The 19,421-nt window shown below is 37.2% G+C and carries 10 protein-coding genes; 1 reads left to right on the top strand and 9 read right to left on the bottom strand.

What is annotated here, in order from left to right; all coding sequences use genetic code 11:
• Nucleotides 1-61 precede the first annotated feature (61 nt).
• The 7 genes from HCG49_RS14950 to HCG49_RS18760 all read right to left on the bottom strand — a co-directional run bounded on the left by HCG49_RS14950 (nt 62) and on the right by HCG49_RS18760 (nt 15,175).
• Nucleotides 62-2,383, bottom strand: a complete 2,322-nt coding sequence (locus HCG49_RS14950) for a glycosyl hydrolase family 95 catalytic domain-containing protein (protein ID WP_168470332.1) — start codon at nt 2,381-2,383, stop codon at nt 62-64.
• A gap of 18 nt (nt 2,384-2,401) precedes the next feature.
• Nucleotides 2,402-5,386 carry a glycoside hydrolase domain-containing protein gene (locus HCG49_RS14945; protein WP_168470331.1) on the bottom strand — a complete coding sequence of 995 codons (2,985 nt, stop codon included), beginning with the start codon at nt 5,384-5,386 and terminating at the stop codon, nt 2,402-2,404.
• 57 nt (nt 5,387-5,443) lie between these two features.
• Nucleotides 5,444-6,175, bottom strand: a complete 732-nt coding sequence (locus HCG49_RS14940; RefSeq protein ID WP_168470330.1) for a phytanoyl-CoA dioxygenase family protein — start codon at nt 6,173-6,175, stop codon at nt 5,444-5,446.
• A 63-nt stretch (nt 6,176-6,238) separates the two neighbouring features.
• Entirely contained in the window at nt 6,239-8,770 is a 2,532-nt protein-coding gene (locus HCG49_RS14935) for an alpha-N-acetylglucosaminidase (protein WP_168470329.1), read from the bottom strand.
• A gap of 236 nt (nt 8,771-9,006) precedes the next feature.
• Nucleotides 9,007-10,542, bottom strand: a complete 1,536-nt coding sequence (locus tag HCG49_RS14930) for a RagB/SusD family nutrient uptake outer membrane protein (protein ID WP_168470328.1) — start codon at nt 10,540-10,542, stop codon at nt 9,007-9,009.
• Nucleotides 10,543-10,551: 9 nt separating this feature from the next.
• Nucleotides 10,552-13,911 (bottom strand): SusC/RagA family TonB-linked outer membrane protein, encoded by a 3,360-nt coding sequence (locus tag HCG49_RS14925; RefSeq protein ID WP_168470327.1) that lies wholly within the window; start codon nt 13,909-13,911, stop codon nt 10,552-10,554.
• A 124-nt stretch (nt 13,912-14,035) separates the two neighbouring features.
• Complete coding sequence (locus tag HCG49_RS18760) at nt 14,036-15,175, bottom strand: FecR family protein (RefSeq protein WP_168470326.1); 1,140 nt, start codon at nt 15,173-15,175, stop codon at nt 14,036-14,038.
• Nucleotides 15,176-15,257: 82 nt separating this feature from the next.
• On the opposite strand from HCG49_RS18760, the gene HCG49_RS14915 reads away from it, so the two are divergent.
• Nucleotides 15,258-15,863 (top strand): RNA polymerase sigma factor, encoded by a 606-nt coding sequence (locus tag HCG49_RS14915; protein WP_205764417.1) that lies wholly within the window; start codon nt 15,258-15,260, stop codon nt 15,861-15,863.
• A gap of 585 nt (nt 15,864-16,448) precedes the next feature.
• Here the strand turns inward: HCG49_RS14915 and HCG49_RS14910 are convergent.
• Both HCG49_RS14910 and HCG49_RS14905 read right to left on the bottom strand, forming a co-directional pair.
• Entirely contained in the window at nt 16,449-17,660 is a 1,212-nt protein-coding gene (locus HCG49_RS14910; RefSeq protein WP_168470324.1) for a site-specific integrase, read from the bottom strand.
• A 630-nt stretch (nt 17,661-18,290) separates the two neighbouring features.
• Complete coding sequence (locus HCG49_RS14905) at nt 18,291-19,400, bottom strand: efflux RND transporter periplasmic adaptor subunit (protein WP_168470323.1); 1,110 nt, start codon at nt 19,398-19,400, stop codon at nt 18,291-18,293.
• Nucleotides 19,401-19,421: the final 21 nt, after the last annotated feature.

Genomic DNA, 19,421 nt, shown 5'->3' with positions numbered 1-19,421 from the left:
TTGATATTCTATCACACAAGTGGTATAAGTCGCTTACCTATTACTAACCAAATAGACAAAATCACAACTCATTCGAGAGCAAAATTTCCTGTCCTGCTTCGGTTTTCAAAATAAGCACATCATCAATCCATTCATGCTTAACGAGTTTATCAAAGCGAATATCTTTTGATTCAAATGGATTATTCAATCGCAATTCCCCTCCTTTTTCCGAAATGACCTTAACCCACTTCAAGCCTCCATTTTCTTTTTGGGCAGATATTAAAAAGGCCCCTTCTGTACGGAGTTTATCAAAACCTACTGTATGCCATTTCTTTGGAATAGCAGGAAACAGTCGTACGGTCCCAGTATGACTTTGGATCAGCATTTCTTGAAGTCCTGATGCAAAAGCAAAATTACCTTCCAATGTGAAAGGCCTATAGGTAAAATTGGATTTTCCGGTGCCCGATTGGTCGCCGTTAACATGAAAACTATTGGGGAGAACAAATGAGGTAGCGAAGTCTTTAAGTGCCTTGGCCGCTCCTTCCCCATCTAAAGCCCTTGCTTTTAGGTTGCCTAACCAACTAAAAGAGTACCCGGTCCAATAGTCACTACCTATAGCCTCTAAATTTTCAATGGTCTTTCGAATTATTTCCATATCTCTTTCCCCATTGGAAGGGTCTATCAATCCAAGTGGGTGAATAGCCATCAAATGTGAAAAGTGACGATGGGACTCTTGGTAAGGTAAATTTGAGGATAACATTAAGCCATGTTCATCCACGGCATAGTCTGGCCATGCTTTCAATTCTTCCTTCCATTTACGAGCTTCTTCACTTAGCCCTAACTCCAAAGCAAGTTCTTCGGCGTGTTTATAAGTCCATCTGACGAGTGATAGATCAAAATTCGTCATTTCCCCAAACCAGGCCTCACGAGAATTGTTGTGAATTTCCGGGCTTGAACTCAACGGGAGTTTTCGCTTGCCATCTTCACCTAATACCGATAATTCGTTGAAATGTACGGCAACCTCACTAATCCAAGGATAAGCTTGATCTTTTAGGAAATCACGATCCATGCTATAGCGCCAATGCCAATAAAAATGTTGGCCAAGCCAAGCCCCTACTGTTGGTCCAAAGGAATACTGTATCCAACCTCCCATGGGTTCACCGGTTAATGTCGTTACCCCAGGAACATTAAGACCATTGGTACCATAGAATTGCTTAGTATATTGCTTAAAGGTTTGCTTATACTTAATGAGCCAATCTATAAATCCCTGTTCTAGATCCAAATGATTACCAGAATAGGTAGGCCAATAACTAAGCTGTGTATTCAAATCGTGATGAAAATCGCCCTTCCAAGGCGGTAGCTTACCATTATCAGCTGTCCATACACTTTGTAAGGAAATTGGTGCTAATCCTTGACGAGCGGCAGATCCCAATTTGTACATTTCCATATACCATTGGTTTTGCAAAATGGTATCGGGAATAGAAATTCTAGATCGGCTCCAGAATCGATGCCACCAAGAGGAATGTTCTTCTAATGCTTCCCCTAAATCCTTTGAGAAAGAAGTCGCTACAATCTCAGTTGCCGAGGTTACAGTTTCATCTTTCGTTTCTTGAGAACTAATGCTCCAACTTCCCAAAAGAGAATCCGATCTGTCCTCCCATTTAGTATGTACTTGAAAATTAAACTCATTCCATCCCGATTGGTCATAAGTTATGGAGTTGTCCCTACGTGTAATTTTTCCCTGACTATACCCTAACCTCCTAAGGTCTTGTCCACTGACTGGATCTAGAGCCTCTGATTTCTTGGCATCATAATATGGTGGAGGAACGATAGTCGGACGAATAGGTGTCTCCAAATTCTCAAATTGATACCAACCGATAGGTTCCGTGGCATGTACAAACGTTTTTAAAACAGCTCCATTCTTCCACTTTACAACACAGGTAGCCGACGCTATTTCTAGCTTAACAGATGCAATTTCTCCAAGTTCACTGATATCAAATTCCAATGCACCTCCTGGAATCTTGGACGGGGCCGGTGAATTATCATATGGGGCATCATATTTATCCTGAACATTTTTATAGGTATTATTTTTCCATTGTTCATGTACCCAATTAAAGTCGAAATCCTCAAAGTTTAAGTTTTCCATAGGTCGTAAGTCCCATAGATCCGAACGATCGAGGGAAAACCTAAGTTTTCCATCTTTTTGCCACACTAATGCACCTAAGGTAGCATTCCCCAAGGGGATTCCCTCATCCCAAGTTGTGGCCAGGGCATCAAATTCCAGTTCATAATCAGGAAGTCTCTCCGACAAAACGGCTATTGGCTTTTTTTGTGAGCAGGACGCCAAGAGACTCAAGAATATAATACAACTTAAAATAGTTTTTATACTTAATTTTAATTTCATGTTTATTAGTATATTAGTTTATTCTTCAATAATCAACAACCAACCTTTGGTTGGCTCAATAGGAATTTCTTCTTCTACGGAAAATGTTCTTTCGGGTTGGAAATCTTTAATCTTTGGGGCAACCATCTGAACTTGACGTTTGTTTATCCCTAAAGCCTCCCAATTTAAATTCAGTTGTACATTCACAGTTTCCTTAGCCCAACTAGCTATGGAGATGAGTACTTTTCCTTCTTTAACGTAGGCAGTTGCCTTGACATCCGCCCGACTACTGAACACAACCGGATTCTTATCCCAATAGCCAATCATCGTAGCTTCCGCAATTCCAAAATCGTCCCATACCTTCCAAATATCTCTAGGATCTGAGGTTACACCTTCTGTAAACCAAGGGTATCGGACGGTCATCCCGTACACCATACCCCGCCATGGATTTCCTCCGGCATGTAGCATATCGCCCATATGCCCAAAAGGGATGCCAGATACTTCTACCAACCAATTTTCTGGTGGCATTTCATCATATATAAAACTCTCGCCAAACCACAATTTATCTAAATATGGAAAAAACTCTGCATATTGGTTGGCCGGTCCCTTTGAAAATCCAGTATTGGAATGAAGATCGATCATAGACCCGGGCTTATTCCTGTCCAAGATTTTCCGCATCCTTTTTAAGATTCGTCTATCGTATGTAACATCATCCAGATATAGGCCGTCTATATCCATATTTTTCAATAACCAAGAAAGACCTTCCAAATAGTAGTTATACCAACGTGAGTCTCCTGGAGCATTTATTATTGACGCATCAATGCCATTTTCTAATGGTGAATACCATTGTGTATTATAATCGGTGACCAAATGCTCCTGCAGCCAAGGATAACCTCCGCCATTTCCAGTTCCCAAGATCTCATTACCTAAACTTCGCAAAGCCCATATTTCGGTAGCATTGTTAGAGAGCTCCCTAATTGTATAATAGATTTTTACTTTTAAATCATTGGCATGCATTTCATCTACAAAACCTCGAAGTTCTTTTGTATTGATAAATGGATAATTAATGTAGGGATTGTATTTATTGGCATGGTGAACATTGATAATTTTCACCCCATCCTTAATCTCATCCATTTCAGGTTTTGGCGCTAACCCATCATGGTAATATCTATTAGTAAATTGGGATTTACTATCTATCTGCTTTACCGGGGTAATTAAGAAAGAAACTTCGAAATCAAGTTCTTCTCCTTTAGAAAATCTCCTTTTTCCGGAAAATATGGTGGCTATGGTTTCTTCTTCTTTTTTTGCTATGGAGAAGCCGCCTTTACCACCATTGTCCCAACTTCTTGGGGGATCTGGTTTATATAGATTTAATAAGGGGCCATGGTACTCACCGCCACGAAGTTCCACATGCAGGCCACCATATGTATTTCCTACCCAAAAACTATCATGTGGCCCTTTCCAATTCGCTTGGTGTTGTCCAGGTACTTTCGTGCCTGGTAGTCCCATACCCATTATATACTCTGCAACGGATGGATGAAAAGGTATTTCTAATTTAAACTCACTAAGGTCAGCATCTGATTTGGCAAGTAATTTGATCTTATAATTTATATGCCCATCAAATTCAATAGTGGATTCTGTTTGAATATCAAAATTCTCGGTACTAGACGTAGACTTTTTAACTACTATGCCCGATTTGCTGTTTGTCGACTCTAGTTTTTCATTCTGTAACGGTTCTCTATCCAAAACAAACCTAATAGGACCTGCTAATATTTCCGTACCCGACACTTTTATTGAAGTCGGCAACCCACTATCGCCGAACGCGATTTTTTTGTCCAACAGATCCACTTTATTGGTCTTTTGATCATAAACAATACCCGAATATGCATCGGTTGGCTCATCATCAATTCCGATTGTGGAGTTTAACCAGCGTAATCTGGAGTGTCTCCATGGTTCATCATCACCACGGCTAGCAATTATCTGATCTTCAATATTTAAGGCGACAGTAATAATTTGATCTGGTTGACCATTGGCTTTTACAGCTATGTTACCAGTATAGAGACCGGCCGTAATATCTTTCGGAATATCTATTCCAACCCATAATGGCTGCACCCTACCCTTAACAACATCAACTTGTTTTATAAAAGGTTTTCCATATGGATCTACTCCATGGGTATTAAAACAGGTAAAAGCGCTTTGCGGCAACGTATCTCCATTAGACGATTTAAAACCAGAGAATTCCAGTCTTACGTTTTCTAATGACTTTTTTGAAGCATAAATTCCTACTTGAAAAGCATAATATTCATGCCTTTTGGCACTTCCTTTAAATTGATGGGGAATACCATCTTTAATCCATTTCAAAGGGAGATAATCCCGCATCCTAATCGGATATTTTCTATCCTCTGGGATGGCTATATAATCCGAATCTGAACTACTAACAAACTGTTCTAATTCTTCTTGGGTTGCTACAACCTCCATAGGGTAGAAGGAATCAAATTCCATTCTTGCTTGGATTTCTGTACAAGTGGCTTTTGGCAACTTACGTAGCTGCTTTTCATTATTAAGCCTATTATTTGCTACCCACAACTGATCTGGTGATTTTTCTTGTTCTAGGTATCCGTATCTATAATAGCCCCATTCAGGATCCGGTTTAAAGGGTAAGTAATAAAAATGATACTCTCCCTTTTCTGCAGGACCAAAAACCAACTCACATTTTTCATTATCAACATCTATACGATGAATATTTTCAATAGTATCCCCAGTTTTGGCATTGATTATAATAAACTTTCGCTTGTCAATTGATTTGTCATGTCGCCTCCAACTAAACTTTAGTTTAACCGCTTGCGCTTTTTTAGGCACTTCTAATATGGCCCTATGATTTCCAAGGCCTGACTCCCATGGGATGTCGGCAATGCTATACTTCACTTCTGACTGGGAGTAACCCAAAAGACTAAAAGAAATAATAAGGATATTAAATAGTAGTTGCTTAAAATGAACAGGAATTAACCTTTTAATACATTTCATAAATAAATTCGTATTTGAAATTGATGCTTTTTTAGATTTAATTGAAAAATTGAAGGTTTATGGCTTAACTTTTCTTTCCCCTGTGTGATCTATACCTTTAGACCGTTCAAAGGCGATCATTGACTTTGGTCTAAAATTCGTTATAATTGCCCTTCTGTTATCCTCTGTAGAATTACCTCTACTATAATGTAAGGTGTTACCATGGTGAAAAACACAAGCTCCAGGAGACAATTCTATACAAATGGAATTATCCTCACTTCCGGCACATTTAAGTGCGCCCTTGTTGCCTGTCTGCTCATGTTGCAAAATTTTTGAGAGGTGAGATTTTGGCGTATACCACATACAGCCATTTTCCTTATAGGCACGATCAATAGCCACCCAGCAGCTTACTGCTCGTTTATCGGCCATATCGATCCAATATGCTGCATCTTGATGCCATGGGGTTATAGTTTTGGTATTCGGTGCTTTATTGATAAGCATATCAAAATCCAAGGCTATATCATCGCCCATCAGTTCTTGCGCTATTTTTAAGGTTTTAATATGCAGTGCCTTTTTCAAAAGTTCTGGAACTAACTTACTGGGAACCATAATTTGCGTGATGTTTTCCCCAGTAGTCTCATCTGAACCTGATAGATCTGACCGGTACCTTGAGGCATCGATTTTATTGTCCAAAAATGAATCATAGAGGCTTTTATAATAAATCACCTCTGCCTCATTCAACAAATTATCAATGACTAAAAACCCTTCTTCCTCGAAAAAAGTTTTTTGCTGTTTAGATAATAATTTCATAATCGCTTTTTTTGTTAACGAAACCAATTGTTCTTCTTTCCATTTGCCGATTCTATTGTTGTTTCAATCTTCAAGAATTAAAACCACCTTGCCTTTCGCTAGTGTTCCATCTTTCTTACTGTCCATTGACACTTTTAGAGATGCACCGTTATTTGCCCTCACTCCTTTTGGTAATTCCAAAGGATATACTACTGTTGCATTCCCTCTAGCAAGAAAACCAAGCTGTGAGCCTTTATAGATAGGCTTACCATCGGCAATTAATGTTACATCTTTTATACTGACAGGCGTTTTTCCGCTGGTATAAATGAATTTAACCTCTTTAATTTTTGGCAAATCCGCTCTATTAATAGGCCATTCCATGGTATTATCCTTTGAAGACCATTCGCCCACCACAATATCATCCTCATGTACGATTACAGGAATAGGTCTTTCAATAGCTTGTTTTACCAACTTCCTTGCCGACTCCAATGGATCTTTAAAAGGCTCTATTTTACTCACCCCTTTGTTTCGTACCCAAGCATCCTCAAATGCTCTATGATCATAGGTTTCGTTTAAACGTAAGCTTTCTAACTTACCTGCCATTCTCTCCCGATAATAATCACGGATCAGACCTCCCCACATTCTAGCGGCATAATCATTAACCCCTAATTTAAGTTTTGGTGGGCCCCAAACGGTCAAAATTCTTCTTGCGTCCTCTTCATACTTATCCTGTTGATTTGTATCGGTACTTGTTGCTCGGGCAAAATCAATCCATCGTTGTAGATTTAAAGTTGGATGGTTTTCCAACAATCTGTCAGCGTCAGCTAGTAGCCGCAATGCCCATTCACCTGCTTGGTCCCGTGTTTCAAAATCTGAATTTTGATGCGCATTATAGGCATAGCCAAACCAATCTTCAGCTTTATGGCATAAGGCAGTTGCTGCAAATTCAAGGGCATCTGCTTTATAAAGTTCAGAATCCTTTAATTCATCCGAACAGGAAAGAAATTTTTCTATTGCTTCAAAAATACGGGGATCTTTGTTTATGGTTCCTGTAGACCATGATCCACTATTGCCTTGAAAACCAAAGCGAGGATGGTCTGTCATAGTTCCGTAACTAGTTTTTCTAAGTAGCTGCCATGCTTCAGCCATGGCCGTCGGCGCGGCTCCGTAGCGTGCTTTTGCATAATCGACGTACCAATTGTCCAAATCAATAGCTTCGCCTGTCCATGCCATATCGGACACTAGTTCAAAGGTGACCTCATTATTTTCTATTCCTTCGGGGGCAAAGCCAAAACCAGCATTACTTTTATAATATGGAGATTTTAAAAGCGCTATTGGGTTTGTAGCATAATAATCGTGTACACCTGTATGTCCAGTTTTTCCACCACTATTGAGCATAAAGCCATACACCCAGGGTTTATTGTTATACCCCTCGAAAACATCATAGTTAAACCCGTTTTTATAAGCGATACCGTTATACTCATATGCATAATCGAGAATCATTAATTTCTCATCAGGAATTTTACTAAAAAGAGCATTCGTTGTTTCCTTGTTCCAAATATTTCTTTGATAAGTAAACATCCATCCCTGTACTACCCAAACGGCATCTGGGTTTCCAGATTTAAGTGACTCATAGATAGAACTTCCGTATTCGGCCAAAAGCTCGGTTACCGGCCGATCTGTTTTTGGAAGGTCCATTTCATTAAAACTATCGGCAAGGTAATATTTTCCTTTTCCGAATTCTCTTTCCCACTCCTCGATAAAAAGCTTTCCTATCTTGTCAAACAAAGGTGTTTTTGGACTTATGAGGGCTCCTTGGTATTTTTCCGGAAAACCTCCCCAACTTACCTGTAACAGCTCATTTTCTGGATACAACCTACTAATATCCTTAGGCACAAAACCGGCAAAGGCGGGAAGAATAGGGTTCATCTTAAGTTCCTTCATCCTATTCAATATTTTGTGCTGCAGTGCTATTTGTCCATTATGCCATTCTTCTGTCAACAATTCACCACCAAGGTTATTTACATTTCCCATCCGTTGCCATGGCAATAATGAGGGCGCTGTATAAAAAGCATCTATTTCGTCTTGCGTTAAGCCCAGCTTTTTCCATACACGTGTTGCTATTGCTTCATTGGCAACTAATGCTAAAGGAAAATTCATTCCGTGCAGGGCCATCCAATCTATTTCCTTTTCCCACCGTTCCCAGTCCCAGTAGGGTGTTGAATATCCAAAAGCACATACATTTAAATAATATCTGTTCTCGTATGGGGAGGTAATTGTTTTTTCTACTTCGGGCAATTCCTCTGGAATATTGATGTTTTTCCCAGACCAACTTATCATGGAATTTGTGGCGCTTTTCAAATAGTCATAAGCCCCCCTATTAAGGGAAGTAGGAGTATTGGCAATAACGATTACTTTATTATCCTTCACTGAATAATGAAATGAATCCAACGAATCATTTTCCTCAAGTTGAAAGATAAATTTTGAGGCATGCTCAACTCCAATAGTTCTTTCCAATACTTTATGTGCATTTATTTCCTTGGGAGTTGCTCTTTCAACTTCCTTTTGACAGGCAAGTAAAAGGAATATGCAAAATGTCAGAGTTAATGATTTCATTCAATATTATTTTAAGGAATTACAAGGCTATTTTGGTTAAAATTGAATCAGAAATATGCTTATTACCAAACAATAGAATTTTTCGGAACAGAAAAAGCCTTATACTTTTTCATATCCCAAATTCTCAAACTACAACCAAAAATTGTGGAAAAGCAATTCGAATAAAAAGAAACCCCGCCATCAAACAACTAACAACCCTTTGAAGCGGGGATTTCCTATATTTTTATTTAATTCGTTTAGTAACCTGTATTTTGTTTCAAATTTGGATTGTTAATCAATTCAAAATCAGGAATAGGCCATTTATAATCTCTCGGAGCAGTGAAAACTCTATTTTCCAATGGAACCACTCCGACCGCAGGTTGATTCATGGTTGTCTCCAACCACTTCCATCTATGATAGTCATAATACAGAATACCCTCAGCTGCTAACTCGATTATTCTTTCCCTTCTAATAATCTCTCTGAAACTATCTTTGGTTAGTCCAGCCAGCGCAATAGGGGGCACAACAACATCGGATCCATCTGCAGCTGCTCCTTTACCACCCCTAGCTCTTAGCTCATTGATAAGGTTTAGCAAGTCTTGGGATGGACCGTTCACCTCATTCATGGCTTCAACATAATTAAGATATACTTCGCCCAATCTAAATACTATAAAGTCAATATGGCTTCTTTGTTCTGCAGTTTCTGCCGGATCGATCCATTTTCTAAAATTAAGCCAAGTACCATTATTTACGAACATCGACCCTTCGTAGTCCACCTCCTCATTCCAATTAAAAATGGTTTGATTTAATCTGGGATCTCTATTTGTGAATGGCATATCAGAATCGTACAAAGGACTGGTTGCAATATCTTCTCCATTTATATCTGGATATCTGTCTACAAGAGCTTTCGTAGGTGAATAAGTGGTCCATGATGCATGAAAACTAATGGGTCCCAACCATTGGCCCAAGGAATGATAACGCCCCTCTAGATCTGCATTAATTCTAGCAAGAATAATTTCCGAGTTCCCTTCTCCTTCTGGTCTAAACAGTTCGGTATAATTGTTATGCAAACTAAAACCTCCAGACATGATCTGACTAGCCAGATTTGCACTTTCTGTCAACATCGTATTATCTGCAGACAAAGTCCCTTCATAAAGCAAAATCCTAGACTTTAATGCCATAGCGGCCCATTTGGTTACTCTACCGTACTCGGGCGTATAGTTTGAAGAAGATAATTCTGTAATGGTTCCGTCCAATTCCGATAACACAAAATTTAAAACCGCCTCTCTGGAACTAGGCTCTACCTGGCCTTCATTAATTGCCAATAATTTAGTCACTATGGGAATATCTCCGAACTGATACATCAACTTATAATGCGCCCAAGCCCTAAAAAATCGCACTTGTCCCTTATACTGTGCTAATGCACTTTCAGACAAACCAACTTTATCAACATTGTCCAAAAACCAATTGGCATCTCTAATGGTAGCATATTGACCGGTCCATAAACTATTGACCAAACCAGCCCCAGGATTAATACCTCCTGTAGAAATTTCCACTGAAGCTCCACTTTGACTAAACATTATCTCGGTTAATGCATCCCATTCTATCTGCCCCACATTGGATAATGACCCATAAAGTGCATTAGCGGCTTGTTTTACCTCATCTTCACTTGTCCAAAAAGCATCTTCAGATAGTGCTGTAACTGGAAGTTTGGTAATTTCCTCTTCTGTACAACTGTGAAGAGTTCCAAAGGCAAAAATTAATACGTATATAGATTTAATATAATTTTTCATATTATTTTTTTAGAAATTAATATTTACACCCAGTGCAATCGACTTTAAAGGCGGTATTGCCAAACCATTTGATTCAGGGTCAAAACCAGGTCTAAAATCAGACACCGTTAACAAATTTGTACCTGTACAATAGAGTCTAGCTCTTTGAATGTACTTATTGTCATTTATCGGAAGTGTATAACCTAATTGCAGATTCTTCAATCTTAAATAAGAAGAATTGAATGCCCAGTAACTTGAATTGGTGTAAAAATTTTGGAAGTAGGTTTGTTGTCCAAAAAGCAAGAGCCTTGGATAAGTTCCCTCCGGATTTGTGGAACTCCAAGCGTCGTTTGCTTCTTCTGGAATCCATCCAAAATTACCAAATAAATCATTGGACCTATAATCTTTTGCTTTAGCTGTTCCTTGGAAGAACATTTGTATATCGAAATTCTTCCATTCGGCATTCAAGTTAATCCCATAAGTAATTTTTGGAAGTGTTTGTGCAATAGCGACATTATCCTCAAAATTTAATGAACCATCACCATTTTGGTCCACATAACGAATATCACCCATTGTAGTATTTGGACTAACACCTGAAGTAATTTGAGCTTTATAATTATCGACTTCAGCTTGAGATGATAAAATACCATCTGATACATATCCGTAAACAGTTCCTAAAGCATCGCCTACCCTATAACTGGTATTGAATTCAGAAAAAGCCTTTGTCAATTCCGTAATTTCATTCGTATTATAGGTTCCATTCACTGAAACACCATAATTCAAACCATTTGATAAAGTATTTTGATGATTTAAAACTAACTCAAATCCCTTATTTTGAACATTACCTGCATTAATGGCAGGACCGCTTCTTCCAGTTCCAACGGTTCCTGGCACTGGGCTCGGCAATAAAATGTCCTCGGTTTCCTTAATGTAATAATCCAATGAGCCCGATAGGAATCTTTTATGTAATGAAAAATCGAGACCAAGATTAATAGTGCTGGTAGTTTCCCATTTTAAATCTCTAAATGGAATGCCTCCTTCTGAAGCAGTAGATTCTACAATATCACCCATTCCAAAATAGTAAGTTCCAAATGATATATTTGAAAAATAACTACCTGAAACCCTATTATTACCCGTTGTTCCGTAAGACGCTCTAAATTTTAATTGGTCAATTGAATTAGAACTCATGAAATCTTCTTTACTGATCAACCATCCTGCGGATACAGAAGGAAAAAATCCGTATCGATTTTCAGGTGCAAAAATGGATGCCCCATCATATCTTCCCGTTATCTCAAGTATGTATTTTTCATCAAAATCATAATTGATTCTACCTACCCCTGACTGTAAAGCATTTTCACCTGTATTGCTACTTAACCCCGTGATATCATCATTATCCCCAGAATTAGGAGCGCTAAACTCAGTTAATAAATTATCAAATTGAAAGTTCCTTCTTCCAGCACTAATAAAAGAGTCCTTATTAAACTGAACGTCCCAGCCGGCCAAAATTCCAATATTATGTTTATCTAAAGATTTTTCATAGCTTATAAATGTTTGGGCATTATACTGGTTATTATCCCTCCAGGTTTGCCCTAGACTATTTATATCTGAAAACCAAGTTGGACCACCAGTAGTAGATCTTTTATATATACTGGAAACTCCCCTGCTTGTTCCTGAAATTAAGGAGTAACGCCCAATAACTTTTAAACCATCTATGAGTTCCCAAGTAAGATTAGTATTAGCAGTAAAAGCTTTGTTTTTCGTATTGGCCGTTCCTGCCTCCAATTCCCACATGACATTCCAAAATCCTCTTCCGTAAGCACCAGCTTGATTAAAGAATTCAAAATCACCATCTGCATTTCTTACTGGTAAAAAAGGAGCTGTACCATTCATGTGCTGGTAGATATTATCAATACCCGCATTGACATTTGGTGCCGTATTATCTGAAATGCTATAACTCAAATTAACATCTAAATCGATGTTATCTCTTAGCTTTGTTTTTAGGTTGGTTCTTAAATTGTATTGCTTTCTGTCGATTCCTGATTTAACGATCCCATCAGCATTCCTGTAACCCAATGAAAAATAATAAGATGATTTCTCATTCCCCCCGGAAGCACTCAAAAAGTATCTGTTCGTAACTTCTGTTTTTAGAAACTCTTTTTTCCAATCGGTATTTGGATATGCTGGATCATTTCCTGCTTCAAATTTTGAAAAGTCTTCAGGTGAAAACAAAACTTGCCCTCCAGAGTTTATGGAGGCCTCATTCATAATGGTAGCGGATTGAATTGAATTGGCAGATTTTTGAGTGGTTGTTAAATCACTAAAACTCACAAAGCTTTCAAAATTAAAACTTGCTTTTTTATTTTTTCCAGTTTTAGTTTTAACAATTATGACACCAGCTGCCGCTCTAGACCCATAAATCGCAGAAGCAGCACCATCTTTTAGAACGGAAATCGCCTCAATATCATTAGGATCTACCTGCAGTAAATCTTGAGGAACCCCATCCACAATATATAAAGGTGAGTTATTTCCTATCGTAGTTGCTCCTCTTACCTGTACTGACAACCCTTGATTATACCCGCCGTCTTTAATATATAGACCTGGAGTACGACCCTGCAATGCTGCGGCAATATTAGAGTTGGTAATATTACCCAATTCTTCAACATCAACAGCAGACACGGCTGAAGTAACGCTGGTAATTTTTTGTGTACCGTATGCAACCAAAACCACCTCATCTAGTGAACTGGCATCCTCTGTTAATACAATATCCAATACAGATTGATTGTTGATCTGTATTTCTTTTGTTGCAAATCCTAAATAGGATACAACTAAGGTGGCATTACCAGATGAGACCTCGATCGAGAAATTCCCATCAAAATCAGATTGAGTCCCACGACTGGATCCTTTTTCAACAATACTGGCACCGGCCAGTGGCTGGCCACTTTGATCTTTGACCGTACCCTTTATAGTTTTTTGCCATTTTAAAGGTATGGAATCAAAGTTCGAGGAAGGCTCCAACCTTTTAATTGGAAGAGTGTTCTTTTTAGTAAGAACGATTTGCTTGTCAATAATATCGAAGTCAATGTTCGTATTCTCAAACATTATTTTCAATACTTCATCAATGCGTTTCTTTTTTATTTTGAACGTTACTTTCTTACCCAAGTCCAAAGTCGAATTTTCATAAAAGAATTTAAATTCGGTTTCATGTTCTATTTTTTTAAACAGTATCGATTCAATACTTTCATTTTCAATATCTAATGTTAATTTGGTAATTTGGGAATAAGTACTGGCATTGATCTGAAACAAGCATGCAAATAATAGCAGAGTTGTCAGTTTCATTTTTAAATCAAATTTGAATACACCAAAGATGTAATGCTTTCCTGCATTTTTCATATTTTTGTTTTGGTTAAAAGGTTATTTAATAGCTTTTTTTAATTGAATTACGAATCGGGGGATGCTGGTACCATTTCCCGATTTTTCAAATAGATGTTGGTTTATTTCATGTTTTGTTAAAGTTTTAAGGGTTAATAACAATATTGTTCTTGGTGATTATATAGCTGAAATTATTTGTTTTTTGAAAGGTTTTCAAGATTTGCTCTATAGATTCTATATCGAAACGGCCGGTAAATTTTTTCTCCTCTAGTGCTTTGTTATTATTTATAACTACAACATTATAATGCCGTTGTAATTTCTTAACGATTGACCCAAAGCTTTCGTTCTTGAAAAAGAGTGTTCCATCAACCCATGAAACATGATCTGCTATATCTACCTGTTGAATTGAGATTTCAGCACCTATAGTTTTTGATGCCATTTCATTGGGTTTTAGCATTAAATTAGTTCTGAAATTAGACTGCCGTTCTGAATTATCTGTTACACCAACACTTCCTTCAACCAGCACCACAGAAGTAAAAGAATCATCCGTATATGAGGAAATATTAAATTCAGTTCCAAAAACTTCAGTAGTTATTCCATTGGACTTTACTATGAAAGGGGAGTTTTTATTTTTGCTTACTTTAAAATAGCCTTCTCCCTCTAAATAAACCTCTCTATTCTTTCCTTTCTGAAATTTATTAGGATATCGTAAACTAGATCCAGCATTTAAGATAACGTGGGTTTGATCTGGCAGCAATACTTGAAATGTTTTGCCATAGGGAACACGAAGAACATTAAATACTATTTCACCGTCTTCACTACCTAATCCTTGATAATCCAAAGTATTTTTATTTTGCTTCGCTAAAACCTGACCGTCCTTACCTTTAAGATCTTTAGTTACAGAAGTATTGAGGAATTTCACGCCACTACCTTCCACTTCCAATGTTACTTGATTTTCAGGCTGTTCAGTGACTTTATTTTGGTTAAAATAAAATATAGTATAACTCAATACAAGTAAGCCAACAAATACTGCTGCATATTTGAAAATAGTGGTTTTCACACTCTTAAATTGGATTACCGATTTTTTATCAAATGTTGCATCTTCGAATAATTTAAAAGCCCTCTTGGCGTCATAAGCTTTATTATTATAATGAGAGTATATATATTCTCTAAAATGTTTTTGATTATCCTTATTGGAAATCCAATCTTTAAGATGGTCCAAATCCTCTTCTGAAATTGTATTTTGAAGATATTTTCTTATTATTATCTTTATGTTTGTTTTCACTTTAACCTATCTTGTTTACCTTATGACAATCAAGAAATGTAATACCTTGCATTTTTTTTAATCTTTTTTTTTAATTTCAATTATGCATGGAGAGTTGGATAAGATAATTTATGACGAAGACGTCATGTTGGATAAGATTCGGGAAGGCGATAAACAAACCTATCGCTTACTTTTTGAGAATTACTACAAGGTTCTTATTTTGTATGCCACCAGTCTAACCAAAAATGAACCTAAGGCTGAAGACTTAGTACAAAATGTTTTTGTAAACCTTTGGACAAAAAGGAATACATTAGAAATTCGCTCCTCCATTAAAAGTTATCTTTATAAATCCGTCTATAATTTATTTATTAACGATTACAGGAAGCATCTGCGCAATGAAAATGTTCTTGACAAAATACATTATGAAGTATTACAACAATCAATTGAAGAAGAGGAACATTCAATCAAAAGTAAGTTGGAGTGGTTAAACAAAGAAATTAATGCTTTGCCGCCCAAATCTAAAAAGATATTTATAATGAATAAGAAAAGGGGATTAACCTATAAGGAAATTTCAAAAATTTTAAATATTTCCGAAAACACTGTAGAGAGTCACATAGGCCGAGCCCTAAAACGAATAAGACAGAACATTCCCAATTCGCTTTTATTTCTATTGGTTTTAGTACCCAGATCAATCAAAGCTAGGTTTTAAATATCCATTTAAAAGGATTGAATTATACACTAAGGACCTGTTTTATACCTTCATGTTAGATTGGTTTTACTTTAACCATTCTTTATCTTAATATTGTTTTACAAAAACTCTTTGTTTAAACTGAGAGCAATTAATTCTCAAGCAAAATTGATCGAATTAATTTTGTATAGGTCATTTGGCAACTTGGGTTGGTATTGCCCTGAGGTAAGATTTTAATTGCATGATTGCCATATAAAGTTCTGTGTTTTTTTACCGTTGTCATTAAATTCCTGCTTAATATTCTACCTTTTTTTAAAGGTTTGTAACCTATCCATTTATTAGTGACGCTCTTGGAGGCCTCACTTATGAGATGTTGGCAACCATAACATGGATACTTATATCTAGATTTTTTAAAATCCTGTTGATGTCCACAATTCATACAAGTAAATACGTCATGCCACTTTATTTTCGCCAAATAGCCTTAGGCACAGGATGATAACAATCCCCTACTTTCAATTCGCACAGCAAAGCTTTCAGCCACTAAAAAAGATAAGCAAATCAGTATGTCTTAAAAGAATTTAATGTAGTAGTTTTACAAGCAGAAACTCAAAAATTTATAACCATTTCCAAAGCATCATCCGTTTCCTTATGCATAAAATTTGACTGATAATTTACCGTGGTCGTTATAGAGGAATGTCGATATAATTTCTGCAACATTTGAATAGGAATCTTATCCGCAGAAATATTACCAAAACTATGTCGAGCAATATGCATACTGAGTTTCTTTTCAATGCCAAGTTTTTCGGCAACCATTTTCAATCGCCTATTTAAGTTTCTTGTGATAGTCTTGACACGGATTAGTAACCTTTTATTGTCTTTCAAATCAATATCCTTTAAGTACGGGAATATTAAACCGTTCTGCCCTTTTTTCAAGGACACGTATTGATGTAATATTCCTTTTGCTTTTGCAGGTATTGATAATGACACAAGTTTTTTGTTTTTTCCCATCCGATAATAAAGCCTTCCATCTTTAATATCAGACCATTTTAATTTTATAACGTCCCCAACCCTTATACCGGCGAAATAGAAGCTTATTAGCCAGGTGTTAACCGCATTCTGTTGAGCTTCCGACAAACCGCTCACTCCTTCGAGCAATTTAATCTCTTCCTTGGTTAAACCAATTTTCTCACTTTCCGGGAACTTTATCTGAATTTTTCCTTTTCCAAATGGATAATTGCTGTCCTCTACATGATATTCCTTTCGGGCTAAATTATAAACAGTTCTAATTAAAATAAGGTAGTTCACCGCAGTTCTTGGAGAAACTTTTCGTTCATAAAGTAAATGTGCTTCAAATTTCTTCAGCAATTTGACATCCAAATCGGTAAAAAATAATTTTTTACAACCTAAAAATTCTTTGAATATTATTAATCTCTTTTTTTGGTTGTAATGTTGGTCAAACTTTTTTCGTCTTAAAATATTCTCAAGGAATATTTCACTTGCTTGGAAAAAATCAAATTCATCCTCGCATTTTATTCTTTTTAAGATAGTAGATACCGAAGATTTGTTATTACTTGCCACTTCTTTCAAGGCAGCATCATGAGCCTCGCTAAGCTTTTTTAAAAGCATATTGTTAAGTCGTGCGGAATTTGGGTGACTATTTCTTGCCAATCCCTTAGTTTCATCCCAATCCTTTTTCAATATATACTCTCCAGTAAATAAATATTTCGACTTCCTATCCTTCGTTAATCGTAAAACAATAGGAAATGTTTTATCCTTCTTTTGATAATTTTTCCGTAATATTATCTTAATAGTGGCCATATCTTATTGTCTAACAATATTAAAGATACAAAATCTATGTACAACATATGTACAACATTTGATGGTTTTTAATGGTTTTAAATCAATTTAAATCATTAAACATAAATTGTAACACTCTGATTATAAGGGATTTAATACTATTTCAGTACAGGTCTTTGAAAATTCATAACCCGGAGGTCACGAGTTCAACTCTCGTTCTCGCTACAAGGAAAACCCCAAGATTTTTATCTTGGGGTTTTTTATTTTTTATAATATTCCAAGCTGCTTTATTGGGATCAAGTCAAGATTTGGGATCATGGCCAAATGTTGTTTTTAAGCAAAAAAAATCGAGAGATTAAATAGGAAGAATTCAATATTTCTAACACTTCAGAACGGTGCCCTGAACACTTTATTTTTAACATTGAACGATTCTGCGGATGCGTTTGTGGTTCAATGTCAAATTTAGCAGAGAAGGAAAAACACATTACCTTAAAAGTCACAACATTATCTACCCGATTTTTGATCTACATTTCAACGGTTGATTGTTAATAATTGAATTTTTAAGTACTAATGAAAACAGCCATTGAATTATTATGCTGTTTAGGCATAAGGCATCAATGGCTTATTTCACATCATTTATATTTTAAAAGGCTACCGACTAATCTTACCCAGCTTAATTTCTTCGGATGGTTTTTCAAGGATATTATCCTGTGATGAAAGCTCCCCGAAGACCTCTGTCAGGGTATCGAGTCTTATCCCTTCCTTTACCGGAATGCGTTTTATCTCTTCGTTATTCAATGTCATGACGAAGGTTCCGGACTGTGCATAGAGCACACTTTTATTGTTTACCCAGTACGAAGGTTGTTTACGCTGTAATTTTAACTGTACCTGTGCATATTCGCCCCCTTGTAACGCGTCAAGAACATTGTCCACATCAAATTCTAGCGTCAGGGCACGATTCTGTTGGTTCAGCAAGCCCGAAGTCCTTGATAGTTTAGCATCAAATACCTTTCCCGGTTGCGAGCTTACTGTAAAGGTAGCGGGCATTTCTTCTCTGACCGAAGCGGCATGTTTTTCCGGTAGCGCAAGGGTCAGTCGCAAACGGCTGCCCTGAGCCATCATAAAAATAGGCAGCCCCGTGTTAGCACCTGTCAATGCGCCCACAGAAACGTTTCTATCGGTGATTACGCCATCAAATGGTGCCGTAATGCGCAGATACTTTTGTAACTGCGAGGTCTGTGCCGTTTCTGCCTTGGAAGATTCATAGGCAGATTTGGCGCTTTCCATAGCACTTTTGGCCCTATCCACTTCAATGGCCGCAACCGCCCCTACAGTAGCAGATGCTTCTAAAAGTCGGTCGTAGGCCTGTTTGGCAAACAAATAATCACTATATACCTTATCCTCGGCAGATTTGTCAGAAAGGTATTTTTGGTTCATTTCGGGAGCTTCCAGCAAAGCTAGCAGCTGTCCTTTCCGAACACGATCTCCCCGATCTACATAGAGTTCCTTTACAAAGCCGGTTACTTTAGCGTAAATAGCCCCTTGTTCATAGGGTTTTAATTCTCCGGGTACAGATAGGGTATATTCAGGATTGATATACTGGACAGGGGTTGTAGCATACTCAAGGGAGTTTGCAGGCGTTATTTCAGCCTTATTCATCTCCTTCTCATTATTGGAACATGCGGTAAATAATAAGGTCGCGGCCAGACTTATTGCTAGCATAATACCTGATTGGTTTTCTATGGATGATTTACGATTCATTTTTTTATATTTTTTATGGGT

Source organism: Arenibacter sp. 6A1 (assembly GCF_012272855.1).
In the GTDB taxonomy this organism is placed as follows: Bacteria; Bacteroidota; Bacteroidia; order Flavobacteriales; family Flavobacteriaceae; genus Arenibacter.
Note: the sequence above shows the minus strand (reverse complement) of the source record. Positions and strands in the feature narration are given on the sequence as shown.

Bases quoted from the DNA above. Each gene is read 5' to 3' on its own strand.
- HCG49_RS14940 (WP_168470330.1), bottom strand. From the start codon at position 6,175: ATGAAATTATTATCTAAACAGCAAAAAACTTTTTTCGAGGAAGAAGGG.
- HCG49_RS14905 (WP_168470323.1), bottom strand. From the start codon at position 19,400: ATGAATCGTAAATCATCCATAGAAAACCAATCAGGTATTATGCTAGCA.
- HCG49_RS14945 (WP_168470331.1), bottom strand. From the start codon at position 5,386: ATGAAATGTATTAAAAGGTTAATTCCTGTTCATTTTAAGCAACTACTA.
- HCG49_RS14925 (WP_168470327.1), bottom strand. From the start codon at position 13,911: ATGAAAAATGCAGGAAAGCATTACATCTTTGGTGTATTCAAATTTGAT.
- HCG49_RS14930 (WP_168470328.1), bottom strand. From the start codon at position 10,542: ATGAAAAATTATATTAAATCTATATACGTATTAATTTTTGCCTTTGGA.
- HCG49_RS14915 (WP_205764417.1), top strand. From the start codon at position 15,258: ATGCATGGAGAGTTGGATAAGATAATTTATGACGAAGACGTCATGTTG.
- HCG49_RS14935 (WP_168470329.1), bottom strand. From the start codon at position 8,770: ATGAAATCATTAACTCTGACATTTTGCATATTCCTTTTACTTGCCTGT.
- HCG49_RS14950 (WP_168470332.1), bottom strand. From the start codon at position 2,383: ATGAAATTAAAATTAAGTATAAAAACTATTTTAAGTTGTATTATATTC.
- HCG49_RS14910 (WP_168470324.1), bottom strand. From the start codon at position 17,660: ATGGCCACTATTAAGATAATATTACGGAAAAATTATCAAAAGAAGGAT.